Genomic DNA, 25,014 nt, shown 5'->3' with positions numbered 1-25,014 from the left:
CATGGGAATCCCAAGAACCCCGGTCCGACGCATCGCGGTACTCGCCGCCCTCGCCCTGGCCGTCACCGCGTGCGCCAGCGAGAAGGCCACCGGGGGCAGCGGCGCGGCCGCCCCCTCCGCCGTCGGGGGGGACGGCGTGAAGACGGGCCCCGGCGTCACCGCCGACAAGATCACGATCGGTCTGATGACCGACCTCACCGGCCCGTACGCCTCGTTCGGCAAGAGCCTGACCCAGGCGCAGCAGCTGTACTTCGAGCAGACCAACGCGGCCGGGGGCGTGTGCGGGCGGCAGCTGGAGGCGCTGGTGCGCGACCACGGCTACGACGCGCAGAAGGCGATCGCGGCCTATACCGAGATCGCCCCGAAGACGGTGGCGATCGCCCACTTCGTCGGCTCGCCCATGGTCAACGCGCTCAAGCAGCGCATCGAGACCGACCAGATGCTCACCATCCCGCAGGCCTGGGCGACCGGGCTGCTCGGCAGCAAGTCCATCCAGGTCACCGGGACGACCTACGACATCGACATGATCAACGGGGTGGACTTCCTGGCCAAGGAGAAGGGCATCAAGTCCGGGGACAAGATCGGTCACCTGTACTTCGAGGGCGACTACGGCGAGAGCGCGCTGAACGGCTCCAAGTACGCGTCCGAGAAGCTCGGCCTCACGCTCGTGGAGCAGAAGATCAAGGCCACCGACCAGGACATGAGCGCCCAGGTCGCCGCGTTCAAGGCGGAGGGCGTCAAGGCCATCCTGGTCTCCGTCGGCCCCAGGCAGACCGCCTCGCTCGTCGGCGTCTCGCTCGCCAAGGGCATGGACGTGCCGTTCGTCGGCAGCAACTCCGCCTACTCCCCGCAGCTGCTGCCCACCCCGGCCGGGCCCGCGCTGCTGAAGGACTTCTACTACATGACCGCGGGCACGCCGATCAGCGCCGACATGCCCGCCATGAAGAAGCTCGCCGCCGACTACGCGGCGAAGTACCCGGACACCGCCATCGACAGCGGCGTCCCCTCGGGCTACTCGGCGGCGGCGATCGTCGTCGACGCGCTCAAGAAGGCCTGCGAGGGCAAGGACCTGACCCGGGGCGCCGTGGTCGCCGCGCACCGCGGCCAGTCGTCCTGGGGCGCGGAGTTCGGCACGGTCATGGACTTCACCACCTTCGACAAGCCCGCCTCGCTGCTGTCGTACGTGGCCAAGCCCGACAAGGCCGCCCTGGGCGGCGCCGTCGTCTTCAAGGAGGCCGCCACGTCCGACCTGGCCAAGGAGTACCAGGTCCCGGTGGGCTGACCCGTGTGCGCGGTGCGGCTCCGTACCTGCCGGGGGTGCGGGCCGCACCGCTCCGGACTAGCGTGGGGGTGACCAGAAACCTTCGCGCCCGGGGACAAAATGACCCAAAAGCTCAACACCGGCAGCCACGACCTGCCGGTCTCCGACGCCCTCGTCGCGTTCATGACCACCGGCTGGGCCGACACGCACCGCGACGACCTCGCGCCGCTGCCGCAGGCCGCCTACACCGCCAAGCGCCGCGCCGCGCTCGCCGCCCGCTTCCCCGGCGAGCGGCTGGTGATCCCGTCCGGCACGCTCAAGGCGCGCAGCAACGACAGCGACTACCGGTTCCGGGCGCACACCGCGTTCGCCTACCTCACCGGCGACCAGGAGCCCGGCGACGTGCTGGTCGTCGAGCCCTCGGGGGAGGCCACGCTGTTCCTGCGCCCCCGCTCGCCGAGGTCGGCACCGGGCCAGGCCGGGCAGGAGTTCTACCGCGACCGCCGCTACGGCGAGTTCTGGGTGGGCCGCCGCCCCGACCTGGCCGAGGCGGAGGCGATCCACCAGATCGCCTGCGCGCCGATCGACAGGCTGGGCGACGCGCTCACCGGGCCCGCCCGGGTGCTGCGCGGGGTGGACGCGTCCGTGGACGGGCGGGTCTCGCCCGGCGACGGTGACGAGGAGCTGGAGACGTTCCTCTCCGAGATGCGGCTGATCAAGGACGAGTGGGAGGTCGCCGAGCTGCAGTTCTCGGTCGACGCGACCACGCGCGGGTTCGAGGACGTGGCGCGGGCCCTGCCCGCCGCCCTGGGGCACCGGCGCGGCGAGCGCTACCTGGAGGGGGTCTTCGGCCTCCGCGCCCGCCTGGAGGGCAACGCGGTCGGCTACGACAGCATCGTGGCCTCCGGCGCGAACGCGTGCGTGCTGCACTGGATCCGCAACGACGGGCGGCTGAACGGCGACGAGCTGCTGCTCCTGGACGCGGGCGTGGAGACCGACCATCTCTACACCGCCGACATCACCAGGACCCTGCCGGTGTCCGGGCGCTTCAGCCCGGTCCAGCGCCAGGTCTACGAGCTGGTGTACGAGGCCCAGGAGGCGGCGATCGCCACCCTGCGCCCCGGCGCGCGCTTCCGCGACTTCCACCGCGCGGCCATGCGCGTCATCGCGGAGGGACTGCACGACTGGGGCGTGCTGAAGATCGGCGCCGACGAGGCGATGGAGCCCGGCAGCGGCCTGTACCGCCGCTACACGCTGTGCAGCAGCGGCCACATGCTCGGCATGGACGTGCACGACTGCGCCAGGGCCCGCTCGGAGGCCTACCTGGACGGCGTGCTGGAGGAAGGACAGGTGCTGACCGTCGAGCCCGGCCTCTACCTGCAGCCGGACGACCTGACGCTGCCGCCGGAGCTGCGCGGCATCGGCGTGCGCATCGAGGACGACCTCGTCGTCACCGCCGACGGCGCCCGCCTCATGTCGGCCGGGCTGCCCCGCCGGCCCGACGAGGTGGAGAGGTGGATGGAGGGCATGGAGGGTTCAGACCTGGCGGGGTGACCGGCCGTCGGTCCTGACCACGGGACGGCTCGGGCTCGGCCGGGTCACCGGCCGGCGTGCCTGACCGCGGGGCGTGCGCGCCCGCGGCTCAGGCCTGGCGGGACGAGCGTCCGGGGGTGGGGTCGAGGAAGACCTGCGTCACCGAGGGGAAGCGTTCCTTGAGCACGCGTTCCACCCGGTCGGAGGCCTGTTCCAGCCCCGCCCCCGTGGTGTCGTCCACGAAGTCGACGCGGGCGGCGACCAGCGTCTCGCCGGGGCCCAGCACCATGGTCAGGAGCTCCACCACGCTCTCGACCTCGGGCAGGGCGGCGATCTCCTCGCGGATGCGCTCCGTCAGCCCCTCGGGCGCGGCCTGGCCGATCAGCAGGGAGGCGTTGGCGCGGATGAGGTGGATCGCGACCCACAGGAGCAGCAGGCCGATCACCACGGAGGCGGCCCCGTCCCACAGGGACGAGCCGGTCAGCTGGGAGGCCAGCAGCCCGGCCGCGGCGATCAGCAGCCCGGCCAGGGCGGCCGCGTCCTCGAACAATACGGCCTTCAGCGCCGTGTCGGAGGTCTTCGCGACGTAGCGCCGCGGGCTCACCTCGAAGCGGCGGGCCTCCCCCCGCACCTGCGAGAGCGCCTTGAGGAACGAGATCCCCTCGATCACGAACGAGACCGCGAGGACCACGTACGAGATCGTCAGGTCGGTGAGCCTCTCACCGGTGAGGATCTCGTGCACGCCGTGGGTGACGGAGAACCCGGCGCCGCCGACGAGGGTGGCGAAGGCCGCGAGCAGCGCCCAGAAGAACCCCGCCTTGCCGTAGCCGAACGGGTGCCGCGCGTCGGCGGGGTGCCCGCCCCTGCGCACCGCGACGAACAGCAGGGCCTCGGTGACGGTGTCCGCGGCGGAGTGGGCGGCCTCGGACAGCATCGCCGACGAGCCGCTGATCAGTCCGGCGACCAGCTTGGCCACGGCGATCGCGAGGTTGGCCAGACCCGCCACGACCACCGTGGCGAGGCTCTCCGATCCGGCCTTGTCGACATCCGTCTCGTTATCCGGCATGGAGTTACTTTACGGGCGTTCCATCCCTTGCTTCCCACCGGTAGCGCGTCCCGCCCCGCATGATCATCGAGACGGATCGTGATCCTGGCTCTGTCAATTCGTCACATCGCCCGCCACGAGCAATCGGCACCTTCTGATGTAAGTTCTGATCTATGACCCTGAAGCAAGCCCCACCCGGCGAGCGAAGCGGTCGGCCGGGGGACGGATCCGCCGGGATCGCGGCCACACACGCGGTGAACGAGAGTGGTGAGCGACCGGTGAACGACCAGGAGCCTCGCTGGCTGTCCTCGATCGAGCAACGAGCGTGGCGCGCCCACCTTGCCGTGCACAAGCTCCTCGACCACCGTCTCGACCGCGAGCTCCAACCCTTCGGGCTCTCGGTCAACGACTACGAGATCCTGGTGAACCTGTCGGAGACCCCCGGTCACCGCATGCGGATGAGCGATCTGGCGGACGCCACGATCCAGTCCCGCAGCCGCCTGTCCCACCAGATCTCCCGCATGGAGGCCGCCGGCCTGGTCGCCAGGGAGACCTGCTCCGACGACCGGCGCGGCACCTTCGCCGTCCTCACCGAACACGGCTGGGCGACCATCCAGAAGGTCGCGCCCCACCACGTGGCCGGGGTGCGCCGACATTTCATCGACCTGCTCACCGACGACCAGCTGATCGAGCTGGAGGCGGCGTACGCGCCGGTGGTGGACCACCTCAAAGGCATCCGCTGACGCGAGACCGGCCGGGGGCGGCTCGCGGAGGCGGCTCACGGGGACGTCCGCCGGCACGCGGGTCGCCGGCGAGGCCCGCGGAGGTGCCCGCCGACGCGAGACCGGCCGGCCGAATCCGCGGAGGCGTCCGCCGGCCCGAGACCGGCCGGTCGAACCCGCGGGGCCCCGCCGACGCGAAACCGATACCGGTCGTTACTCCTTAGTAGACCGGAGTGTCGTTACGATCCGCCCATGTCTGCTCGCCGGATCCTCATCATCGCGGTGATCGCCGCGTTCTCCCTGGTCACCGCGTGCAGCGGCGGTGGTGCCCCCGACGGCACCCCGGCCCTCCCCAACGGAGCCGACCTGGTCAAGAAGTCCGCGGAGGCGATGCGCGCCGTGAAGTCGGCCGCCTTCTCGATGGAAACCGAGGGCACCCCGCCCGTACCGGTCAAGAAGGCCTCCGGCCGTCTCAGCGGGACCGGCGACGCGGACGGCACCCTCCAGATCGACGTGATGGGCAGCCTCCAGGAGATCAATTTCGTGCTGATCGGAGAGACCGTCCACTTCAAGGGCGTGACCGGCGGCTTCCAGCGGATGTCGCGCAGCCAGCTGGCGGCGATCTACGACCCGTCCGCCATCCTCGACCCGGACAAGGGCGTCGTACAGCTGCTGGCCAACGCGCTGGACGCCAAGACCCAGGCAGCGGAGAAGCTCGACGGCGTCGACACCTACCGGGTCTCGGCGACGCTCTCCCAGCAGGTGCTCGCCACGATGGTGCCCGGTCTCACGCAGAGCGTCGACGCCGTGCTCTGGATCGACAAGGCCACCGACCGGCTGCTCAAGGCGGACCTGCCCCTGACCGGCGGCAAGGTGATCGTGGCCTTCAGCGACTACGACGTGCCGGTCCAGGTCACCGCTCCGGCGGAGTGACGAGGTGACGACGAACCGCACCGCCCCGGAGGGCACCCGCGCGGCCCGGCGAAGGACCGCCCTCGGCGTCGGCGGCACCGCGGTGCTGCTGGCGGCCCTGGACGCGTACGTCGTGGTCACCGTCCTCGTCGACATCGCCAGGGACGTCTCCGTTCCCCTCAACCACCTGGAGCGGGCCACCCCGATCGTCACCGGTTTCCTGCTCGGCTACATCGCGGCCATGCCGCTGCTCGGCCAGCTCTCCGACCGGTACGGCAGGCGCCCGCTCATCCACCTGTGCCTGGCGGGCTTCGCCGTGGGCTCGGTCGTCACCGCGCTGGGCGAGACGGTGCCCTGGCTGGTCGCGGGGCGGGCCCTGCAGGGGGTGGCGGGCGGCGCGCTGCTGCCCATCACCATGGCCCTGATCGGGGACCTGTGGGACGAGGACGAGCGCCCGGTGGCGCTCGGCGCGGTGGGGTCGGCCCAGGAGCTCGGCAGCGTGCTCGGCCCCCTGTACGGCGCGGCCCTCGCCGCCCTGGTCCCGGCCACCCTGCAGATCGGCGGCGTGCAGCTCGGCGGCTGGCGGTCGATCTTCTGGCTGAACGTCCCGCTGGTGGCCCTGGCGGCGATCGCCGTGCAGCGGTCGGTGCCGCCGCCCGGCCGCGACCGGGCCCTCGGGGCGGGGGCGGGCGGGCGCGTCGACGTGGTCGGCGGGCTGCTGCTGGCGCTCGCGCTCGGCCTGCTCGTGGCCGGTCTCTACAACCCCGACCCCGGCGAGTCGGTCCTGCCCTCGTGGGGCGTGCCCATGATCGTCGCCGGTGTCGTGTCCGGTGTCGCGTTCGTCGCGTGGGAGTGGCGCTCGGAGACCCGGCTGATCGACATGAGGGGGGTGTCGCGCGGCCCGTTCCTCGCCACGCTCGGGGTGAGCTTCCTGGCCGGCGCCGCGCTGCTGGTGACCCTGGTCGACGTGCAGCTGGCGGCGCAGACGCTGCTGGGCCTCGACAGCCTGGACGGCGCCCTGGTGCTGTCGCGCTTCCTCGTCGCGCTCTCCGTGGCCGCGCTGCTGGGCGGTCTCATGGCCCGCCGCTACGGCGAGCGCGCGGTGACGGTGATCGGGCTCGCGGTGGCCGCGGCCGGATACGTCCGCATCGGCCAGTGGCCCCTGGACCTGGCCTCGGCCGGGTACCGCATGGACGCCGACCTGATCGTCGCCGGCCTCGGGCTCGGCCTGGTGATCGCCCCGGTCTCCTCGGCGGTGCTGCGGGCCGTGCCCGCCGCCCAGCACGGCGTGGCCTCGGCGGCGGTGGTCGTGGCCCGGATGATGGGCATGCTGCTCGGCGTCGCCGGGCTGTCGGCGTGGGGCTTCCACCGCTTCCAGTCGCTCACCGCCGACCTGGACACGCCGCTGCCCTTCGGCGTGGACCCCGTCGTGTACGCCGGGCGGCTCGCCGAGTACCAGAACCGGGTGAAGGAGGCGCTGCACACCGAGTACAGCGAGATCTTCCTGATCACCGCCGTCCTGTGCGGGGTGGGCGCGCTGGTCGCCCTGCTGCTGCCACGCGGTTCCGGGAGGGTGGACGGGGCCTGACCCTGGCGTGAAGAACACAGCCTCGGCCACTTGACCTCCGCCAACACCCCGGAGCCGCCGTCACGACGCTGGGGGTCGCCGTCACGACGCGAGCCGTTCCGCCCAGCGGATGAGGTCCTCCCGGCGCCGCACCTCGACACGAGTGATCGCCACCAGCGCCACCTCGACGCCCCAGTGGCGGTTCCCGCCGCCCGCCCGGCGGGGGAGGTGGACCCGTTCGGCCAGCCGGGACAGGTCGCGTTCCCCGACGTAGCGCCGGATCTCCGCCTCGGTGGCGGCCAGTTTGGCGTCGCCCGGCGAGCCCGGACAGGCGGCGTAGGCGGCACAGGCCACGGGGTCGACGACGAAGGCCCTGGCGGCCGCGTTGACCGTGATCGTGACGCCGTCACGAGTGACGGCGTCCAGCCAGAGAATGCCGACATCGCTCGTACCCATCGCCCTCTCCCCTCCGCCGGTGTTCGTCGCTCCTCCATCCCACCGGTGTCGCCGCTCCGCCGCCATCGGGGCCGACACCCATCTGAGCAGGGGTGGAACATGTAGGAGCGGCGCGCGGGAATGGGAGACACCCCGCATGGACAGGCCCCTCCCGCAGCGGGGAAGCTGGTCAGATGAGCGAACGCACCGATCGGGGAGCAGGAACGCGCAGTCCGGGGCGGATCCTGTTCAGGCGGCTGTTCGCGATCAACGGGCTGGTCTTCGCGGTCGGTACGCTGCTGCTCGCCCTCTCCCCCGCCACCGTGTCCTCGCCGGTGCTGCTGGCCGAGATCCCGGTGCTGACGATCGGCCTGGCGCTGATGCTGGCGGCCAACGCCATCCTCCTGCGCACCAGCCTGGCCCCGCTCGACGCGCTCACCACCCTGATGCAGCGCGTGGACCTGCTGCACCCCCACGACCGGCTGCCCAGCGGCGGCAACCGCGACCTGGCCCATCTCATCGACACCTTCAACGCGATGCTGGACCGGCTGGAGGCCGAACGCAGCGCCAGCAGCGCCCACGCCCTCGCGGCCCAGGAGGGCGAGCGGCGCCGCATCGCCCGCGAGCTGCACGACGAGATCGGCCAGAGCCTCACCGTGGTCCTGCTGAGCCTCAAGCACGCCGCCGACCGCGCGCCCCACGACCTGCGCGAGGAACTGCACGGGGTGCAGGAGAGCGTCCGCGCGAGCCTGGACGAGGTGGGGCAGGTCGCCCGCCGCCTGCGGCCCGGCGTGCTGGAGGACCTAGGCCTGCACAGCGCCCTCAGCGCGCTGAGCAGTGACTTCTCCCAGGGCAGCGGCGTTCCCGTGACCCGCAGGGTCGAGGCCGACCTGCCCTCGCTGAGCGAGGAGGTCGAGCTGGTCCTCTACCGCATCGCCCAGGAGGGCCTGACCAACGCGGCCAGGCACGCCGGGGCCTCTCGCGTCGAGCTCTCGCTGACCTCCGGGCCCGGCGGCCTGGAGTTGCGCATCACCGACGACGGCCGCGGTGGCGTACGCCAGGAGGGTGCCGGGATCCGCGGGATGCGGGAGCGCGCCCTGCTGATCGGCGCCCGCCTGACCGTGACCTCTCCGCCCGGCGGCGGCACCGACGTCCGCCTCACCGTACCGCCCGACACAGAGCGGAGAGCCCTGTGAATCCCGACGGCCCCGTGAACCCTGTGAGCCCTGTGAGCCCCGTGAACCCCGTGAGTCCCACCAGGATCCTGCTGGCCGACGACCACGCCCTGGTCCGTCGCGGGTTACGGCTGATCCTGGACGCCGAACCCGATCTCACGGTGGTGGCCGAGGCCGCCAACGGTGCCGAGGCGGTGGAGGCGGCCACTCCCGAGGCGGTCGACCTGGCGATCCTGGACATCGCGATGCCCCGCATGACCGGCCTGCAGGCGGCCCGCGAGATCTCCCGGCGCGCACCCGGCATCCGGCTGCTGATCCTGTCGATGTACGACAACGAGCAGTACTTCTTCGAGGCGCTCAAGGCCGGAGCCTCCGGCTACGTGCTGAAGTCCGTGGCCGACCGCGACCTGCTGGAGGCGTGCAGAGCGGCGATGCGCGGCGAGCCGTTCCTGTATCCGGGTGCCGTCACCGCCCTGATCCGGCACTACCTGCAGCGCGACAAGCTGGGACAGAGCATGCCGGAGAGCATCCTGACCCCGCGCGAGGAGGAGATCGTCAAGCTGATCGCCGAGGGCAACTCCGCCAAGCGGATCGCCGAGATCCTGTTCATCAGCGCGAAGACCGTCGACCGGCATCGCGCCAACATCCTGCAGAAACTCGGCATGCGCGACCGGCTCGACCTCACCCGGTACGCCATCCGGGCGGGCCTGATCGAACCCTGACAGAGCCGGTCCCCGCGGCGACACGCGAACGGCCCGGCACGGGCCGGGCCGTTCGGAACCCTCGCCCGAACACGACTCCCGTCCGGGAAGGAACCCCCGCCCGGGACGAGGCCTCCGCCGGGCGGGCTCCTACTTCTTCTTCTGTCCCTGGCGCTTCTCGCGGATCTTCATGGTGACCTCGATGGGCGACCCGGCGAAACCGAACTCCTCGCGGATCCGGCGCTCGATGAAGCGGCGGTAGGTCTCCTCCAGGAAGCCCGAGGTGAACAGCACGAACTTCGGCGGCTCCGTCGACGCCTGCGTGGCGAAGAGGATCTTGGGCTGCTTGCCGCTGCGGACCGGCGGCGGGGTGGCCGCGACCAGGTCGGTCAGGAAGGCGTTGAGCCGGGCGGTGGGCACCCGGGTCGACCAGGAGTCGAGCGCCTTCTCGATCGCCGGGACGATCCGGTCGACGTGCCAGCCGTTCTTCGCGGAGATGTTGATCCGCAGCGCCCACGGCACGCGGACGAGCTGGCGGTCGATCTCCTTCTCCAGGTAGTAACGGCGGTCCTCGTCGAGCAGGTCCCACTTGTTGAACGCCACGACCATGCACCGGCCGGACTCGATCACCAGGGAGATGATCCGCAGGTCCTGCTCGGTCAGCACGTCGCTGGCGTCGATGAGGACCACCGCGATCTCCGAGCGCTCCAGCGCCCCCCGGGTGCGCATGCTCGCGTAGAAGTCGGCGCCCTTGAGCTCGCGGTCACGCCGCCTGATCCCCGCGGTGTCGACGAAGCGCCAGGTCTTGCCGCCGAGCTCGACCAGCTCGTCCACCGGGTCGCGGGTGGTGCCCGCCATCGGGTCGACCAGCACGCGCTCGGAGCCGGCCAGCTTGTTCAGCAGCGAGGACTTGCCCACGTTGGGCTTGCCGACCAGGGCGACCCTGCGCGGGCCGCGCTCGGGGCCGAAGCGCTGCTCGGGCGTCTCCGGCAGCTTCTCGAGGATCACGTCCAGCAGGTCGCCGCTGGAGCGGCCGTGCAGGGCCGAGACCGGCTGCGGCTCGCCCAGGCCGAGGGCCCACAGCCCGGCGGCCTCCAGCTCCATCTGCTGGTTGTCGACCTTGTTGGCGGCGAGGATGACCGGCTTGCCGGACCCGCGCAGCACGTGGCCGACGATCTCGTCCGCGTCGGTCACGCCCACGACGGCGTCGACCACGAACAGGATCACGTCGGCCAGCTCGGCCGCGACCTGGGCCTGCTCGGCGATCTTCAGCGCCATGCCGGTCGCGTCGGGGTCCCAGCCTCCGGTGTCGACCACCGTGAACCGGCGCCCCCGCCAGGTGGCGTCGTAGGTGACCCGGTCGCGGGTCACCCCCGGCACGTCCTCCACGACCGCCTCCCGGCGGCCGATGATCCGGTTGACCAGGGTGGACTTGCCCACGTTGGGGCGGCCCACCACGGCCACTACCGGCTGCGGGGCGGTGTCGGGCCCCACATCCCGCTGCGAGCTGTCGTCGGTCCCTGAATCGGCGAGCTCCGCGTCGATCCAGCCGTTGTCGTCTTCGTATACCCCGGTCACGCCTTTTCCTTAATCACACGCAGTATTTCGCCGATGACCTCTTCGAGGTTCAGCTCCGTGGTGTCGAGCTCGACGGCGTCGGCCGCCTTGGCCAGCGGGTCCGCCTTCCTGGTCGAGTCGAGGGTGTCGCGGCGGGCCATCGCGGCCCGCTGCGCCGCCACCGTGGTGCCGGTGAGCTCCGCCGTGCGGCGCAGCGCCCTGGCGTCCGCGCTCGCGGTCAGGTAGATCTTGACCGCGGCGCCGGGCGCCACCACCGTGCCGATGTCACGGCCCTCGACGACGATGCCGCCCGAACCGATGATCTCTCGCTGCTCGGCCACCAGGCGATGGCGTACCTCGGGCACCGCGCTGACCGCCGAGACGGCCGCGGTGACCTCGGCGGTGCGGATCGGCGCGACGGCGTCGACGCCGTCGACCGCCACCACCGCGAGGTCCGGGTCGGTGCCCAGCGTGAGGACCGGGTCGAGCGCCCTGGCGGCGATCGCCTCGGGATCGGCGAGATCGACGCCCTTCTGGAGCATCCACCAGGTGATCGCCCGGTACATCGCGCCGGTATCGAGGTAACGCAGCCCCAAGGCTCGCGCCACCCCTCGTGACGCGCTCGACTTACCCGATCCCGAAGGACCGTCCATGGCGACGACCAGTCCGGTCACGACGCCTCTCCCTTGCAGCCCGCTTCAGTTGTCCGTACGAGGCTACCGGGAGCCGGGAAGGAACCACGCATCGAGCGAGAAGGCGGGCGCCCTGCCACGACCCCGCCGGGCGTACGAGGCCTGGCGGCCCCACGAACCCGGCGTCGCGGCACCGGGCCCCGCGAGGAGACGACCGGAGATCAGGCGGAAGGGGTCAGGGCAGGTGCCAGCCGTTCTCCCGCAGGGCCTCGGACAGCGCCGCCACCGCCTCCGGGCGCACCCAGAGCTCGGCGGCGCCCAGTGGCAGGCCGGGGGCGTGCTCCAGCCGGACGTCCTCGATGTTGACGCCCGCCTCCTTGGCCGCCTGGAACAGCCGGGCCAGCTCGCCGGGCCGGTCGCCGACGATGACCTGGACGGCCGCGTAGGTGCGCGCGGGACCACCGTGCTTGCCGGGGATCCTGCCCGTACCGGCGACGCCCCGGTGCAGCAGCTCGGTGACGCGGTCCATGGCCTCGCCGGAATCGGCGGAGGCCGCCGAGGTGCGAAGCGAGGCCGCCGCGGCGGCCAGGTCGGCCGCCACCGCCTCCAGCACCTCGGCCACCGGAAGCGCGTTGCCCGACAGGATCCCGGTCCAGAGCCTCGGGTCGCTCGCCGCGATGCGGGTGACGTCGCGCACCCCCGGCCCGGCCAGGCCCAGCGCGGTGGCCGGGGCCTCCGCGAGGCGGGCGGCCACCGCGGAGGCGGTCACGTGGGGGGCGTGCGAGACGACCGCCACGGCCCTGTCGTGCTCCTCGGCACCGATCCTGACCGCCTCGCCGCCGCAGAGCTTGACGAGCCCGTACAGGGCCTCCAGGGCGTCCGGTGAGGTCTCCGGGGTCGGGCACAACGCCCACGGGCGCCCGAGGAACAGGTCGGCCCGCGCCGCGGCGGGCCCGGAGCGCTCGCGTCCGGCGAGCGGGTGCCCCGCGACGTAGGTCGTCAGGTCGCAGCCGAGGCTCGCGGCCTCCCGGAGCGGGAGCGCCTTGACACTGGCCACGTCGGTGTAGAAACGGGCCGCACCGGCCTTCTGGAGGGCGGCGAGCCGCCCGGCGACCACCTGCGGCGGAACCGCGATGACCGCGACGTCCACGACCACGCCCTCGGCCCACTCGACGCCGGCGCCCAGCTCCCGAGCCAGCCGCAGGGATCCCGCGTCGCGGTCGGCCAGGTGGACGGCCACGCCCTGCTCGCGCAGGGCCAGCGCGATCGAGGTGCCGATCAGTCCCGTGCCGACGACCAGGACGCTCTCGAGGCCGCTCACGCGCGCCCCTCCGAGGTGGTGCCGCATAAGTGGCTCACGGGGCCCGTGGGGCCTTCGGGGCTCACTGGGCGATGTCCACGCGAAGGGCGACCGCGCCACGCAGGTAGACGTGCTGGATGTCCTGGCGGGGCCGGTCGACCTCGACGTGGGCCATCAGCCGCACCACGCGGGGCAGCGCGCCGGGGACGTCGATCTCGGAGGCGCAGATCAGCGGAACGTCGTGGAAGCCGAGCTTCCGGGCGGCCAGGGCGGGGAACTCCGCGGTGAGATCGGGCGTGGCCGTGAAGATCACGCTGATCACGTCGTCGGTGGTGAGCCTGTTGCGCCCCATCACCTCCGTGACCAGTTCGGTGACCCCGGACAGGATGGCGTCCCGGTCGTTGGACTCGACCTGGGTCGCACCGCGGATCGCCCGCACCATCGTCGTTCCTCCAGTCCCTCCGCGCCGGATCGTCCGAGGACGATCCGGCGCGTCCTAACACGTGTTTCAGGGAAGGCTACAACCCGACGGCGGCGTAGAGCTCCCCGACTTCCGTAAGGGTCAGCGCGCGTACGGTGCCCGGCTTGAGGCGGCCGAGCTTGACCGGACCGAACTCGATGCGGGCCAGGTCGATGACCGGGTGCCCGACCTCCTCCAGCATGCGGCGCACGATGTGCTTGCGCCCCTCGTGCAGCACGATCTCGATCAGGGCCTGCTGGCCGTGCTCCTGGACCAGGGCGAAGGAGTCGGCCTTGGCGAGACCGTCCTCCAGCTCGACGCCCTTCTTCAGGCGGCGGCCGAGGTCGCGCTCGATCCGGCCGGGAACCTTCGCCCAGTACTTCTTCTGGACGCCGTAGCTCGGGTGGGTGAGCCTGTTGGCCAGCTCGCCGTCGTTGGTGAGCAGGATCAGGCCCTCGGTCTCGGTGTCGAGGCGGCCCACGTGGAACAGCCGCTCGGTGCGGTCGGCCACGAAGTCGGCCAGCGAGGGGCGGCCGTCCGGGTCGGACATGGTGCTGACGACGCCGATCGGCTTGTTGATCGCGAGGTAGACCAGGTCGGGCATGGTCGGCAGGCGCTTGCCGTCGACGTGGATGACCTGCCTGGCGGGGTCGACCCGGGCGCCGAAGCGGCGGACCACCTGGCCGTCGACCGTCACCCGGCCCTCGCCGATCATGTCCTCGCAGGCCCGGCGGCTGGCGACGCCCGCCTGGGCGAGGACCTTCTGCAGCCGGATGCCGTCGGGAACCTCGGTGGTGTCGCGCTCGTCGACGTAGTCGCGGTCGTAGAAGTCGGAGTCGCGCTTGGGCTGGCGAGCGGTCTTGAACCGGTCGTTCGCGATCGTGCCCGGCCTGAGCGGCGCCTTCGCCGCGGGGGCCCGGTTGCCGGATCGGTCAGCGGGGGTCCGGCGCTCGCCGTACGCGTCGGCGCGGCCGCCGCCGATGGTCTGGACGTCGTCCCGGCGCCCGGTCCTGCCGAAGCGGCCACGGGAACCACCGGCGGGCGCGTCGCCGCGACCGCGGTCGGAGCCGGGCCTGCCACGGTCGGAGCCGGGCCTGCCACGCGAGCCGTCACGGTCGGCGCGGAAGCCGCCGCGATCGTCGCGACGCGGGCCGTCAGAGCGGAAGCCGCCACGGTCATCGCGACGCGGGCCGTCGGAACGGAAACCGTCACGGTCATCACGACGCGGACCGTCGGAACGGAAACCGCCCTGCGAGCCGCCCGAAGGCCTGCCGCCCCCGTACTGACTCCGCGAACCATCCCGCTCCGCCCGGAAACCACCGCGATCATCACGACGCGGACCGTCAGAACGGAAACCACCCCGCGAACCACCGGAGGACGAGCCGCCACGATCGTCGCGACGCGGACCGTCGGAACGGAAACCGTCACGGTCATCACGACGCGGACCGTCGGAACGGAAACCGCCCTGCGAGCCGCCCGAAGGCCTGCCGCCCCCGTACTGACTCCGCGAACCATCCCGCTCCGCCCGGAAACCACCGCGATCATCACGACGCGGACCGTCAGAACGGAAACCACCCCGCGAACCACCGGAGGACGAGCCGCCACGATCGTCGCGACGCGGACCGTCGGAACGGAAACCGTCACGGTCATCACGACGCGGACCGTCGGAACGATAGCCGCCCTGCGAGCCGCCCGAAGGCCTGCCGCCCCCGTACTGACTCCGCGAACCGTCCCGCTCCGCCCGGAAACCACCGCGGTCGTCGCGACGCGGGCCGTCGGAGCGGTAGCCGCCCTGGGAGCCACCGCGAGACCCGCCGGAGGAGGACCCGCCCCGGGAGGAGCCGCCGCGGAATCCGCCGGACTGCGAGCCCCCACGGGGATTGCCACCGCGCGGGGCTCCGCCACGGCCTTGACCGCGTCCATCACCGGACGGGGTACTGCGCCTGTTGTTCACTACTTCTGCTCCTCTAGGGATTCCATGTCGTCGGGCAGGAAGGGCGCCAGCTCGGGCAGCTCGTCGAGCTCCCGCAGGCCCATCCGCTCGAGAAAATACGAACTCGTCCGGTAGAGCACGGCTTGGCTCTCCGGTTCGGTGCCGGCCTCCTCGACCAGCCCCCTCGTCATCAGCGTGCGCATGACGCCGTCGCTGTTGACACCGCGGATGGCCGCCACACGGGCCCGGCTCACCGGCTGCCGGTAGGCGACCACGGCCAGGGTTTCCAGCGCGGCCTGGGTCAGGCGCGTCTGCTGGCCGTCGCGGACGAACCGCTCCACGAGTGGCGCGCACTCGGCCCGCGTGTAGAAACGCCAGCCGCCCGCGACCTCTCTCAGGTCAAAACCCCGTCCGTCGGCGGTGTATTCCGCAGAAAGCTCGCGGATCGCCCGCCCGATCTCGTGCACGGGCCGGTCCAGAACCTGGGCGAGCGTCACCTCGGCGACGGGCTCGTCGACCACCAGCAGGACGGCCTCCAGCCCGGCGCGCAGGTCCGGCTCGGCACGCGCTCCGGTCTCGCCAGGCGCCTCCGGCTCGGCACTCGGACCAGGCTCGGCACTCGGACCGGGCTCGGTACGCGCCTCCGGCTCGGCATGCGGGCCGGGAGCGGTACGCGAGTCCGGCTCGGCACTCGGTCCGGCCCAGGTACGCGGACCGATCTCGGTACGCGGACCGGGCTCGGGTGCCAGGTCAGTCATCGGCGGGCTCTCTCTCCGGGCTGTCCGGGGTCTCGTCGTAGTCGTCGGCCACGGCGACGTCGCCGTCGTCGCTGCCGGTCCAGGTCACGTGCAGCTCTCCGAGAGGCTCCACCTGCTCGAAGGACACGGCCGCCTCCCGGTAGAGCTCCAGGACGGCCAGGAAACGCGCCACGACCTCGAAGGTGCCGGCGCAGTCGGAGGTGAGGGCCCGGAAAGTCGCCCGGCGCATCCGCCGCAACCGCTCGACAAGGATAACCGCCTGCTCGCGGACATTGGCGAGCGGTTGGTAGATGTGGGCCGTCGAGACCGACGGGGGCGTCTTGGGGGCGAAGGCCCGCTGGGCGATCTCCGCGAGGCGGTCGGGGCCGATGCCGAGGATCAGCTCGGGCAGCAGGCTCGCGAACTCGGCCTCCATCGGCACCGTACGGGGGAAGCGCAGCGCCTCCTCGGCCATCCGGCCGGAGAAGACCTTGACGACCTCCTTGTAGGCCCGGTACTGCAGGAGGCGGGCGAACAGCAGGTCACGGGCCTCCAGGAGGGCCAGGTCCTCCTCGTCGTCGACCTCGCCCGAGGGCAGCAGCCTGGCGGCCTTGAGGTCGAGCAGGGTCGCCGCGACGAGCAGGAAGTGGCTCGTCTGGTCCAGGTCCCACTCCGGGCCCCTGGCCCGGATGTAGGAGATGAACTCGTCGGTCACCTGGCTGAGCGAGACCTCGGTGATGTCCAGCTTGTGCTTGGAGATCAGACCGAGCAGGAGGTCGAAAGGGCCCTCGAAGACCTCCAGATGCACCTTGAAGGTGTCATCGTCGGTCTTCGGCTGCTCGGTCATCCCGCCATTGTCCCGCACCCGGGGGCGGGATCACCGCTCCAGCGCGGCCCACCTGGCCAGGACTTCCCTGGCGAGCTCGCGGTACGCGCTGGCGCCGAGCGACGACGAGTCGAAGCTGGTGATGGGCTCACCGGCCACGGTGGCGTCGGGGAAGCGGACCGTCCGGTTGATCACCGTGTGGTAGACCTTCTCGTCGAACGCCTCGACGACCCGGGCCAGCACCTCGCGGCCGTGCAGGGTGCGCGCGTCGTACATGGTGGCGAGCAGGCCCTCGATGACCAGCTCGTCGTTGATGCGCTCCTGGACCTTGATGATGGTGTCCATGAGCAGCGCGACACCGCGCAGCGCGAAGAACTCGCACTCCAGCGGCACCATGACGCCGTGCGCGCAGGCCAGCGCGTTGATCGTGAGCAGTCCCAGGGAGGGCTGGCAGTCGATCAGGCACACGTCGTACTCGGGCAGGAGGGGCTTGATGACCCGGCCGAGCACCTGCTCGCGGGCGACCTCCGTGACGAGCTGGACCTCCGCGGCCGACAGGTCGATGTTGCTGGGCAGCAGGTCCATGCCCTCGACGCCGGTCTCCAGCAGCACGTCCCTGGCGGTGATCTGCCGCTCCATGAGGAGGTTGTAGACCGTCAGGTCGAGCTGGAGGGGGTTGATCCCGAGGCCGACCGAGAGGGCGCCCTGCGGGTCGAAGTCGACCAGCAGCACCTTGAGCCCGGCCTCCGCGAGCGCGGCGCCCAGGTTGATCGTGGTCGTCGTCTTGCCGACGCCGCCCTTCTGGTTGACCATGGCGACGACCCTCGCCGGCCCGTGCACCGTACGGGGGGGCGGGTCGGGGAAGACCGGCCGGGGACGCCCGGTCGGGCCGAGGACTCCCCCGCTGCGAGGGGTCCCGGCGGTCTTGGTGTCGCCCCAGGGATTCTCGGGGTTTGCCGGGGTCGTTCCCCGGATAGAACCGTCGGTGGTCACAGTCACCAGTCGAACCTCCCTGACGGCCTCTAACCGGACCGTCCGGACGGACACTATGGCGTCAACACGTATGCGGCAAGGCGGCACGCCCGGACATAAGCAAGGTCAATCCCGCGTGCGCGGATGCGCGGCGGCATAGACCTCGCGGAGCTTGTCGACCGTGACCTGTGTGTACACCTGGGTGGTGGTCACCGAGGCGTGGCCGAGTAGTTCCTGAACCACCCTAACGTCCACACCCCCGTCAAGGAGGTGTGTTGCGAACGAATGTCGCAACATGTGTGGCGACACTCCTTCGAGCCCGCCGCGCTCGGCGGCGGCCTGAAGGACCTCCCAGGCGCCCTGGCGGGTGAGCCGCCCGCCCCTGGCGTTGAGGAAGAGCCCCGAGGTGCCCCGGCCGTGCGAGGCGATGCGGGGGCGCGCGCAGGTGAGGTAGGCGCGCAGCGCCTCCCCCGCGAAGCCGCCCAGGGGCACCAGCCGGGTGCGTCCGCCCTTGCCCCGCAGGCACACCCGCTGGGCGTCGGCCCCCAGGTCGACGTCGTCGACGGTGAGCCCCACCGCCTCGGAGATGCGCGCCCCGGTGCCGTAGAGCAGTTCGAGCAGGGCCCGGTTACGCAGCGTGAGCGGGGCCCCGTCGGGGCCCGAGGCGGCGATCAGGCGCTCCACGTCGCGGACGCTGATCGCCTTGGGAAGCCGCCTGAGCTGGCGCGGCGCGCGTACCTCGTGGGCCGGGTCGTGACGGCAGACGCCCTGGCTCAGCGCGAAGCGGTGCAGGCCGCGCACCGCGGAGACGGCCCGCGCCGCCGAGGCGGCGACGAGGGCCTGGTGTCCCCCGCCGCCCTCCCTGAGCGCCGCCACGAAGGCGGTGACGTCACCCTCGGCGACCTCGCCGAAGGTGACGCGCCCGCGCTGCTTGAGATGCTCCACGTACCGCAGGAGGTCACGGCGGTAGGAGGCCAGGGTGTTGGCGGCCAGGCCCCGCTCCACGGCCAGATGGGCGAGGTAGCTGGAGAGGACGGCCTCCGTCTCGCTCAGGGTGTCCTCCTGTCATGCCTCCGGTGCGTCGGCGGGCCGCAGTGAGGCGAATCCGTCCGCCGAAGCGGCGTATGCGGCGAGAATACCGGCCACGGCTTGGGAATTGTGGATCATTCCCGCCATGGCACGCCGAACCGCGTCGGACAGGGGAATCCAGACCACCGGCATGTCGGCCTCCTCGTGCCGGTGGACGAAGTCCAGCTCCCCCTCGGGGATGGGACTGACGTCCCTGGCGAGGAAGATGCGGGTGCGCTCGTCGCTCATCCCGGGCGAGGTGAAGGCGTCGACCAGGGTGTGCCAGGTGCCCGCCCGGTAGCCCGCCTCCTCGGCGAGCTCGCGGGCCGCGCCGGCCTGCAGGGGCTCGCCCTCGACGTCGCGCAGTCCGGCGGGCAGCTCCCACAGCAGCCGCCGTACCGGGTGGCGGTACTGGCGGATCAGCAGGACCCGCTCGCTGTCGTCGAGGGCGACGACGGCCACGGAGCCCGGATGGGTCACGTAGTCGCGGTTGACGACCTCGGCGTCCGGCATGACGACCGCGTCGGTGACCCCGGTGATGACGCGGGCGCGGAAGTGCTCGGTGGAGGAGACGACCTTCCACTCCTCCGGAACGTCCACGACCTCCGTGACCTCAGTGACCTCCACGGCCTCCACAGGGTCCTGGCCTTCTCCCGCGCCGCTCACTTTCCCCGCCCCGCCTTGGCGGCGGTGCCGCGGATGTCGGCGTACGTCAGGGCGGCGCCGATCAGGCCCTTGAACAGCGGGTGCGCCCGGGTCGGCCGAGAACGGAACTCCGGGTGCGCCTGGGTGCCGATGAAGAAGGGGTGGACGTCGGCGGGCAGCTCGGCGTACTCCACCAGGCGGCCGTCGGGCGAGAGGCCGGAGAAGACCATGCCGACCTTCTCCAGCTGCTCGCGGTAGGCGTTGTTGACCTCGTAGCGGTGGCGGTGGCGCTCGTCCACCTTCGCCATGCCGTACAGCTGGCGGGCGAGCGTGCCCTCGCCGAGCCTGGCCGGGTAGAGGCCCAGCCTCATGGTGCCGCCCATGTCGCGCTCGCCGGAGACGACGTCCTCCTGGTCGGCCATGGTGGAGATGACCGGGTGGGTGGTCTCGGCGTCGAACTCGGTGCTTCCGGCGTCCTCGATGTCGGCGAGGTTGCGGGCGGCGTCGATGACCATGCACTGCATGCCCAGGCAGATGCCGAGCAGCGGGATCTTGTTCTCCCTGACGTGCCGGATCGCGCCGACCTTGCCCTCGATGCCGCGTACGCCGAAGCCGCCGGGCACCAGGACCCCGTCGACGCCGTCGAGCTCGCGGGCCGCGCCCTCGGGGGTCTCGCAGTCGTCGCTCTTGACCCAGCGGATGTTGACGCGGGCGTCGTTGGCGAAGCCGCCCGCGCGCAGCGCCTCGGTGACCGACAGGTAGGCGTCGGGCAGGTCGATGTACTTGCCGACGAGCGCGATCGTGACCTCGTTGGCCGGGCGGTGCACCCGGCGCAGGAGCTGCTCCCACTCCTTCCAGTCGACGTCCCTGAACGGCAGGCCCAGGCGGCGCACCACGTAGGCGTCCAGGCCCTCGGAGTGCAGGACCTTGGGGATGTCGTAGATGCTGGCGGCGTCGATGGCGGAGACGACCGCGTCCTCGTCCACGTCGCACATCAGGCTGATCTTGCGCTTGAGCGAGTTGGTGATCGGCCGGTCGGAGCGGCACACGATCGCGTCGGGCTGGATGCCGATGCTGCGCAGCGCGGCGACCGAGTGCTGGGTCGGCTTGGTCTTCAGCTCGCCGCTCGGCCCGATGTACGGCAGCAGCGAGACGTGCAGGAAGAACACGTTGTCGCGGCCGACCTCGTGGCGGACCTGGCGGACGGCCTCCAGGAAGGGCAGCGACTCGATGTCGCCCACGGTGCCGCCGACCTCGGTGATGACCACGTCCACGTCGGGGCCGGCCATCGACCGGATGCGGTCCTTGATCTCGTTGGTGATGTGCGGGATGACCTGCACGGTGTCACCGAGATACTCGCCGCGGCGCTCCTTGGCGATGACGTTGGAGTAGACCTGGCCGGTGGTCACGTTCGCCGAGCCGTGCAGCTCGGTGTCGAGGAAGCGCTCGTAGTGGCCGACGTCGAGGTCGGTCTCGGCGCCGTCGTCGGTGACGAACACCTCACCGTGCTGGAACGGGTTCATCGTGCCGGGGTCGACGTTGAGGTAGGGGTCGAGTTTCTGCATGGTGACCCGCAGGCCGCGCAGCTTGAGAAGGCGCCCGAGGCTGGAGGCCGTCAGTCCCTTCCCAAGACTGGAGGCGACGCCGCCGGTGACGAACAGATGCTTGGTGTGTGCGGCGCTGCGCAAGAAGGCTCCCGTGGTCGTTACAGATCGTCGGCGCACCCTGATGAATGGCCTACAGGTCCACGGGCTCTCAGAATAACAAACGGTGCAGGCGAAGTGCCCGAACAACCCCCCACCCGCATTCTCCCCAAACCCAACCAAGCGGTAATTTGATCCGTTATGTCACTTCATGGTGTGGTACGGCGTGCCCTGGGCAGCCTCGTCCACCGGCTCTGGGAAGCGGTCCGCAAGGCCGGCGCCGTCACCCCCGCCAACCCCGCCGGGTACCGCTTCCGGCGCCTCGGCGAGGGCGCCTGCCTGTCGTTCCCGCTCGGAGCCGTCTTCGGCGAGGCCTGGATCGAGATCGGCGACCACACCCTGATCGGCGAGCGGGTCTCCATCTCCACGGGCATGGGCCCCGGGGTGGACCTGGGCCCGGACTCGATCGTGCGGATCGGCAGGGGCTGCTCCATCGGCAGGGGCAGCCACATCGTGGGCCACCAGTCGATCGACATCGGCGACGACGTCTTCACCGGCCCGTACGTCTACGTCACCGACCAGAACCACGTCTACGACGACCCCGAGGCGCCGATCGGCCGCCAGTGGCCGCGCAACAACCCGGTGTCCATCGGGTCGGGCTCGTGGCTGGGCACCGGCGCGATCATCCTGCCGGGCACCCGGATCGGCAGGCAGTGCGTGGTGGCGGGCGGGGCGGTGGTACGCGGGGAGTTCCCCGACCACAGCGTGATCGCGGGCATCCCCGCCAAGGTGGTGCGCCACTACGTACCGGGCCAGGGGTGGCTGCCGCCCCACATGGAGGTCGTGGGGACCGGGGAGGCCGCGGACGCCGTGAGCACCGAGACCGGAGTGATATCGCGAGAGGGCACCGATCGGGATCGATCGACGGCCGGGAACCGTTGAAGGAGGAGAGAGACACTACGGAGGTGCGATGCTCGCGGCACTGACGGGCCTTGGACTCTCCACCGCGGCCGGGCTCAACGCCTACATCCCGCTGCTGGTGGTCGGCCTGCTCGCCAACTTCACCGATCATGTACGGCTGCCGCAGGAGTTCGCCTGGCTGTCCAACGGCTGGGTGCTCGGGATCATCGGCGTGCTGCTCCTGGCGGAGTTCGTGCTCGACAAGGTCCCGGTGGTCGACAGCGTCAACGACATGATCCAGACCGTCGTCCGCCCGGCCTCCGGCGGCGTGGTCTTCAGCGCCACCGAGGCCGCCGCCCGGCTGGACGGCTCGACCTGGATGACCCACAACCCCTGGCTCAGCTGGGTGCTGGGAATCGCGATCGCCCTGGCCGTGCACACCATGAAGGCGACCACCAGGCCCGTGGTCAACGCCACCACGGCCGGGGTGGGAGCGCCCGTGGTCAGCACGGTCGAGGACGCCGGGGCCCTGGGCATCAGCCTGGTGGCGATCTTCATGCCGGTCCTGGTCGTCGTGGTGGTGGCGGGGCTGGCGCTGTTCGCCTGGTGGGCGACCCGCAGGATACGGCGACGGCGCCGGCCGGCCGTCCCGAGCCTGCGATGAGACCGCCCCCGCGCACCCGCGCCACGAAGCACGCCGCGCCCTGTTTCCCGGGCCACGGTGCGGTGGTCCGCGCCGCGGCGCCCGCCACGACCGGTGCCACTCCCCCAGCCGGGCGGGTGGCACCCCCGCCCGCTCCGGCCGGCTCCGCGGGGTTCGCCCCCCGCGCGGGGGGCGCGGCGCGGGCTATGCTCGAAACACCCTGTCCAGCCCCTGCCGGGAGGTGGCTCCGATCGGCGATTTCCTCATCGTCCTGCTGGTGATCCTGCTGTTCTTCCTTCTCGTGGGAGGAGTCGGGATCTACCTTCTGGTCAAGGTCGGCAAGAAGGCCACGAAGAAGGCCAGGGCCGTCTCCACCAGGGTCGCGACCCACGTGGCGGCGATGGGCACCGGCGACGCCGCGGAGACCGAGCGGATGCGCCTCGACCTGCGGCGCGAGGTCTCCCTGACCCGCCAGGCCGTCGACCACGCGCTGCGCGACGGCTGGGGCCTGGGCGACCTGCCCCACCTCGTGGCGGAGATCTCGGTGCATGCCGAGCAGCTCGACGCCCAGCTCGCCCACTACGCCCAGGAACGCCGGGTCTCGCCCTACATCGACCACACGGCGCTGGGCCGCCTGCGCGAGCACCACGCCAAGCTGACCACGTCCTGCGCCAGGATCAGGGCCGACCTGCGCAACGACCAGATGGCGCACTCGGCGGGAAGTATCGACGAGATCCAGGGCCGCACCGACCTGGAGATCGAGGCCCGCCGCCGCGCCCCCGACCCCCTGGACCAGATCGACGAGCTCTACAACCGCACGATGATCAACCGCACCCACCCCGACGACTCCCGCTGACCGGCCGCTCACGGCGGCCACCGCCGTGACCGGTTACCGGTGGAGCCCGCAGACGGCCCTTTGTGGTCACCGCTGTGGTCACCGCATCCCGAACGGCCCGCGAGCCGTGCACGGTGAGTGTCAGGATGACTCCGTCAGGTAATGTTCCGGGTGTCGCCGAAGGAGGTTCTCTGATGACAGCCGTTTTCCCCGAGTGGTTCTACCCGGGGCCGACCGGCGGGTGGACCGCCGACATGCTCGATCATCTTCCCCCCGGCGCGCCCCGGCATGTCGAACTGATCGACGGGTCGCTCATCATGATGTCTCCGCAGACCGCTTTCCACATGCTCATGCTCAGGCTTCTCGAAAGCAGGCTCACACCTCCCGACAATCTTGCTGTCGTCCGGGAGATGACCGTGACCCTGGGCATGAGACAGCGGCCCGAGCCCGACATCATGGTGGTGGCGGCCTCCGCGCTGACGAGCCTGAAGACGACCTCGTTCAAGCCCGAGGACGTGCACCTGGTGGTCGAGGTGGTCTCCCCCGAGTCACTGGAGCGAGACCGCACCACCAAGCCCATCAAATACTCCGACGCCGGAATCAGGCACCTCTGGCGCGTGGAGCAGGAGGACGACAGGCCCGTCGTCTACACCTTCGAGCTGGAACCCGCCGTCAAGGCGTACGTCCCGACGGGAATCCATCGGGGACGGTTGAAGGCGGACGTCGGCTTCGAGGTCGACATCGATCTCGACCTCGGCACGTTCATCGGTCCTTGACATCTCCCGCGCGGTCGAGCCCACGGGTTCCCGCCCCGGAGACGTCCGGTGAGTTCCACATTCCCGCGAGGTCGTCGTAGGTGGCTCCGGCGTTGATGCGGGCGCGCATGGCCTGGGCCTGGGCGGTGGTGGGCAGGAAGCCGTCGAGCAGGGCGGGAAGGCCGAGGCGCCAGCCGAGCAGGGCCCGTGGCGACTGCCGGTGCCCGGCGCGGATCACCGAGACGCCGACCCTGATCGCGTGCTCGTTGCCGGGCGGGACGTCCGGGCGGTCGGTCTCGACGGCCGAGTAACGGAAGCCGTCGGCGAGGTCGCAGGGCGGGCAGCCCCGAGAGCCCCTGCCCAGCCGGGCGCCGCAGCCGGGGCAGGCCAGCCGGTCGAGGGCGCCGTCGACGACCCGCCAGTCGTGCCGGTCGGGCTCGTCGGCGACCATCTCGGCGATCGCCGACTCCTCCTCGGCGGACAGCCCGCCCTCGCCGGACCCGGCGGCCGGTCCAGCCGCACCGGACCCCGCGAACGGCTTCACCTCACCGGACCCGGCGGGCGGCCCGGCCTCGCCAAGCCCGGCGGACACCCCGGCCCCGCCACGCTCGACGGGCGGCCCGGCCGTGCCGAACCGCTCTCGCAGGAACCTTCGCCAGCCGTCCTCGACGATCCGGTCGACCAGTGCCGCGCACCGGGCACAGCCGGGTGCCCCGCCGTACTCCCAGCAGCCGCAGTCGGCACACCGTCGCATACG

The 25,014-nt window shown here is 71.6% G+C and carries 25 protein-coding genes; 11 read left to right on the top strand and 14 right to left on the bottom strand.

What is annotated here, in order from left to right; genetic code table 11:
• Window position 1 precedes the first annotated feature (1 nt).
• Window positions 2–1,282: an ABC transporter substrate-binding protein gene (locus tag AC5L38_RS07435; protein WP_495241991.1), complete on the top strand. Its 1,281-nt coding sequence runs from the start codon at window positions 2–4 to the stop codon at window positions 1,280–1,282.
• A 99-nt stretch (window positions 1,283–1,381) separates the two neighbouring features.
• Window positions 1,382–2,815, top strand: a complete 1,434-nt coding sequence (locus AC5L38_RS07430; protein WP_495241990.1) for an aminopeptidase P family protein — start codon at window positions 1,382–1,384, stop codon at window positions 2,813–2,815.
• Window positions 2,816–2,903: 88 nt separating this feature from the next.
• Here the strand turns inward: AC5L38_RS07430 and AC5L38_RS07425 are convergent, their stop codons facing one another.
• Window positions 2,904–3,860, bottom strand: coding sequence for a cation diffusion facilitator family transporter (locus tag AC5L38_RS07425; RefSeq protein ID WP_495241989.1), 957 nt, complete (start codon window positions 3,858–3,860; stop codon window positions 2,904–2,906).
• Between the two features lie 257 nt (window positions 3,861–4,117).
• On the opposite strand from AC5L38_RS07425, the gene AC5L38_RS07420 reads away from it, so the two are divergent.
• From AC5L38_RS07420 to AC5L38_RS07410, 3 genes are all read left to right on the top strand, one after another.
• Window positions 4,118–4,582, top strand: coding sequence for a MarR family winged helix-turn-helix transcriptional regulator (locus AC5L38_RS07420; RefSeq protein WP_495241988.1), 465 nt, complete (start codon window positions 4,118–4,120; stop codon window positions 4,580–4,582).
• A gap of 231 nt (window positions 4,583–4,813) precedes the next feature.
• Window positions 4,814–5,494 carry an LppX_LprAFG lipoprotein gene (locus AC5L38_RS07415; RefSeq protein WP_495241987.1) on the top strand — a complete coding sequence of 227 codons (681 nt, stop codon included), beginning with the start codon at window positions 4,814–4,816 and terminating at the stop codon, window positions 5,492–5,494.
• Window positions 5,495–5,498: 4 nt separating this feature from the next.
• The gene (locus AC5L38_RS07410; RefSeq protein ID WP_495241986.1) at window positions 5,499–7,061 is read left to right on the top strand and encodes an MFS transporter; all 1,563 of its coding nucleotides are present in this window, start codon (window positions 5,499–5,501) and stop codon (window positions 7,059–7,061) included.
• 81 nt (window positions 7,062–7,142) lie between these two features.
• Here the strand turns inward: AC5L38_RS07410 and AC5L38_RS07405 are convergent, their stop codons facing one another.
• Window positions 7,143–7,496, bottom strand: coding sequence for a hypothetical protein (locus tag AC5L38_RS07405; RefSeq protein ID WP_495241985.1), 354 nt, complete (start codon window positions 7,494–7,496; stop codon window positions 7,143–7,145).
• A gap of 173 nt (window positions 7,497–7,669) precedes the next feature.
• Between AC5L38_RS07405 and AC5L38_RS07400 the strand changes: the two genes are divergently transcribed.
• Both AC5L38_RS07400 and AC5L38_RS07395 read left to right on the top strand, forming a co-directional pair.
• Window positions 7,670–8,671, top strand: a complete 1,002-nt coding sequence (locus AC5L38_RS07400) for a HAMP domain-containing sensor histidine kinase (RefSeq protein WP_495241984.1) — start codon at window positions 7,670–7,672, stop codon at window positions 8,669–8,671.
• Between the two features lie 50 nt (window positions 8,672–8,721).
• Window positions 8,722–9,372, top strand: a complete 651-nt coding sequence (locus AC5L38_RS07395) for a response regulator (protein WP_495241983.1) — start codon at window positions 8,722–8,724, stop codon at window positions 9,370–9,372.
• A gap of 129 nt (window positions 9,373–9,501) precedes the next feature.
• Here AC5L38_RS07395 and der read toward each other — a convergent pair whose 3' ends face one another.
• The 11 genes from der to pyrG all read right to left on the bottom strand — a co-directional run bounded on the left by der (window position 9,502) and on the right by pyrG (window position 21,169).
• Window positions 9,502–10,929, bottom strand: a complete 1,428-nt coding sequence (der, locus tag AC5L38_RS07390) for a ribosome biogenesis GTPase Der (RefSeq protein ID WP_495241982.1) — start codon at window positions 10,927–10,929, stop codon at window positions 9,502–9,504.
• Window positions 10,926–11,582, bottom strand: a complete 657-nt coding sequence (gene cmk, locus AC5L38_RS07385; RefSeq protein ID WP_495241981.1) for a (d)CMP kinase — start codon at window positions 11,580–11,582, stop codon at window positions 10,926–10,928. The genes der and cmk overlap by 4 nt, the downstream gene beginning before the upstream one ends.
• A gap of 193 nt (window positions 11,583–11,775) precedes the next feature.
• A complete protein-coding gene (locus tag AC5L38_RS07380) occupies window positions 11,776–12,888 on the bottom strand; it encodes a prephenate dehydrogenase (RefSeq protein WP_495241980.1) in 1,113 nt (370 codons plus the stop codon).
• Between the two features lie 34 nt (window positions 12,889–12,922).
• The gene (gene aroH / locus AC5L38_RS07375) at window positions 12,923–13,282 is read right to left on the bottom strand and encodes a chorismate mutase (RefSeq protein ID WP_386153941.1); all 360 of its coding nucleotides are present in this window, start codon (window positions 13,280–13,282) and stop codon (window positions 12,923–12,925) included.
• Between the two features lie 76 nt (window positions 13,283–13,358).
• Entirely contained in the window at window positions 13,359–15,254 is a 1,896-nt protein-coding gene (locus AC5L38_RS07370) for a pseudouridine synthase (protein ID WP_495241979.1), read from the bottom strand.
• Window positions 15,254–15,991, bottom strand: a complete 738-nt coding sequence (gene scpB, locus AC5L38_RS07365; RefSeq protein WP_495241978.1) for an SMC-Scp complex subunit ScpB — start codon at window positions 15,989–15,991, stop codon at window positions 15,254–15,256. The genes AC5L38_RS07370 and scpB overlap by 1 nt, the downstream gene beginning before the upstream one ends.
• Window positions 15,984–16,817, bottom strand: coding sequence for a segregation and condensation protein A (locus tag AC5L38_RS07360; protein ID WP_495241977.1), 834 nt, complete (start codon window positions 16,815–16,817; stop codon window positions 15,984–15,986). Before AC5L38_RS07360 ends, scpB begins: the two co-directional genes overlap by 8 nt.
• A 30-nt stretch (window positions 16,818–16,847) precedes the next feature.
• The gene (locus AC5L38_RS07355; RefSeq protein WP_329093373.1) at window positions 16,848–17,795 is read right to left on the bottom strand and encodes a ParA family protein; all 948 of its coding nucleotides are present in this window, start codon (window positions 17,793–17,795) and stop codon (window positions 16,848–16,850) included.
• 99 nt (window positions 17,796–17,894) lie between these two features.
• The gene (locus AC5L38_RS07350) at window positions 17,895–18,821 is read right to left on the bottom strand and encodes a tyrosine recombinase (protein WP_495242083.1); all 927 of its coding nucleotides are present in this window, start codon (window positions 18,819–18,821) and stop codon (window positions 17,895–17,897) included.
• A 12-nt stretch (window positions 18,822–18,833) separates the two neighbouring features.
• Window positions 18,834–19,472 (bottom strand): NUDIX domain-containing protein, encoded by a 639-nt coding sequence (locus AC5L38_RS07345; protein ID WP_495241976.1) that lies wholly within the window; start codon window positions 19,470–19,472, stop codon window positions 18,834–18,836.
• Between the two features lie 26 nt (window positions 19,473–19,498).
• Window positions 19,499–21,169: a CTP synthase gene (gene pyrG / locus AC5L38_RS07340; protein ID WP_350967271.1), complete on the bottom strand. Its 1,671-nt coding sequence runs from the start codon at window positions 21,167–21,169 to the stop codon at window positions 19,499–19,501.
• Window positions 21,170–21,325: 156 nt separating this feature from the next.
• On the opposite strand from pyrG, the gene AC5L38_RS07335 reads away from it, so the two are divergent.
• From AC5L38_RS07335 to AC5L38_RS07320, 4 genes are all read left to right on the top strand, one after another.
• Window positions 21,326–22,066: an acyltransferase gene (locus AC5L38_RS07335; RefSeq protein WP_495241975.1), complete on the top strand. Its 741-nt coding sequence runs from the start codon at window positions 21,326–21,328 to the stop codon at window positions 22,064–22,066.
• Window positions 22,067–22,094: 28 nt separating this feature from the next.
• Window positions 22,095–22,688 carry a DUF4126 domain-containing protein gene (locus AC5L38_RS07330; protein ID WP_495241974.1) on the top strand — a complete coding sequence of 198 codons (594 nt, stop codon included), beginning with the start codon at window positions 22,095–22,097 and terminating at the stop codon, window positions 22,686–22,688.
• A gap of 220 nt (window positions 22,689–22,908) precedes the next feature.
• Window positions 22,909–23,523 carry a hypothetical protein gene (locus AC5L38_RS07325; protein ID WP_495241973.1) on the top strand — a complete coding sequence of 205 codons (615 nt, stop codon included), beginning with the start codon at window positions 22,909–22,911 and terminating at the stop codon, window positions 23,521–23,523.
• A 173-nt stretch (window positions 23,524–23,696) separates the two neighbouring features.
• Window positions 23,697–24,278 (top strand): Uma2 family endonuclease, encoded by a 582-nt coding sequence (locus AC5L38_RS07320; RefSeq protein WP_495241972.1) that lies wholly within the window; start codon window positions 23,697–23,699, stop codon window positions 24,276–24,278.
• Here the strand turns inward: AC5L38_RS07320 and AC5L38_RS07315 are convergent.
• Complete coding sequence (locus tag AC5L38_RS07315; protein WP_495241971.1) at window positions 24,265–25,011, bottom strand: hypothetical protein; 747 nt, start codon at window positions 25,009–25,011, stop codon at window positions 24,265–24,267. The genes AC5L38_RS07320 and AC5L38_RS07315 overlap by 14 nt on opposite strands.
• Window positions 25,012–25,014 lie beyond the last annotated feature (3 nt).

Source organism: Streptosporangium nanhuense (assembly GCF_059358815.1).
This window is presented reverse-complemented; position numbering and strand designations above follow the sequence as displayed.

What these genes read in the sequence shown, in the direction of transcription:
- AC5L38_RS07415 (WP_495241987.1), top strand. Translation starts at nt 4,814, where the DNA reads ATGTCTGCTCGCCGGATCCTCATCATCGCGGTGATCGCCGCGTTCTCC.
- AC5L38_RS07320 (WP_495241972.1), top strand. Translation starts at nt 23,697, where the DNA reads ATGACAGCCGTTTTCCCCGAGTGGTTCTACCCGGGGCCGACCGGCGGG.
- AC5L38_RS07435 (WP_495241991.1), top strand. Translation starts at nt 2, where the DNA reads ATGGGAATCCCAAGAACCCCGGTCCGACGCATCGCGGTACTCGCCGCC.
- aroH (WP_386153941.1), bottom strand. Translation starts at nt 13,282, where the DNA reads ATGGTGCGGGCGATCCGCGGTGCGACCCAGGTCGAGTCCAACGACCGG.
- AC5L38_RS07360 (WP_495241977.1), bottom strand. Translation starts at nt 16,817, where the DNA reads ATGACCGAGCAGCCGAAGACCGACGATGACACCTTCAAGGTGCATCTG.
- AC5L38_RS07330 (WP_495241974.1), top strand. Translation starts at nt 22,095, where the DNA reads ATGCTCGCGGCACTGACGGGCCTTGGACTCTCCACCGCGGCCGGGCTC.
- AC5L38_RS07315 (WP_495241971.1), bottom strand. Translation starts at nt 25,011, where the DNA reads ATGCGACGGTGTGCCGACTGCGGCTGCTGGGAGTACGGCGGGGCACCC.
- scpB (WP_495241978.1), bottom strand. Translation starts at nt 15,991, where the DNA reads ATGACTGACCTGGCACCCGAGCCCGGTCCGCGTACCGAGATCGGTCCG.
- AC5L38_RS07335 (WP_495241975.1), top strand. Translation starts at nt 21,326, where the DNA reads ATGTCACTTCATGGTGTGGTACGGCGTGCCCTGGGCAGCCTCGTCCAC.
- AC5L38_RS07430 (WP_495241990.1), top strand. Translation starts at nt 1,382, where the DNA reads ATGACCCAAAAGCTCAACACCGGCAGCCACGACCTGCCGGTCTCCGAC.
- AC5L38_RS07405 (WP_495241985.1), bottom strand. Translation starts at nt 7,496, where the DNA reads ATGGGTACGAGCGATGTCGGCATTCTCTGGCTGGACGCCGTCACTCGT.
- AC5L38_RS07400 (WP_495241984.1), top strand. Translation starts at nt 7,670, where the DNA reads ATGAGCGAACGCACCGATCGGGGAGCAGGAACGCGCAGTCCGGGGCGG.
- AC5L38_RS07380 (WP_495241980.1), bottom strand. Translation starts at nt 12,888, where the DNA reads ATGCGGCACCACCTCGGAGGGGCGCGCGTGAGCGGCCTCGAGAGCGTC.
- AC5L38_RS07425 (WP_495241989.1), bottom strand. Translation starts at nt 3,860, where the DNA reads ATGCCGGATAACGAGACGGATGTCGACAAGGCCGGATCGGAGAGCCTC.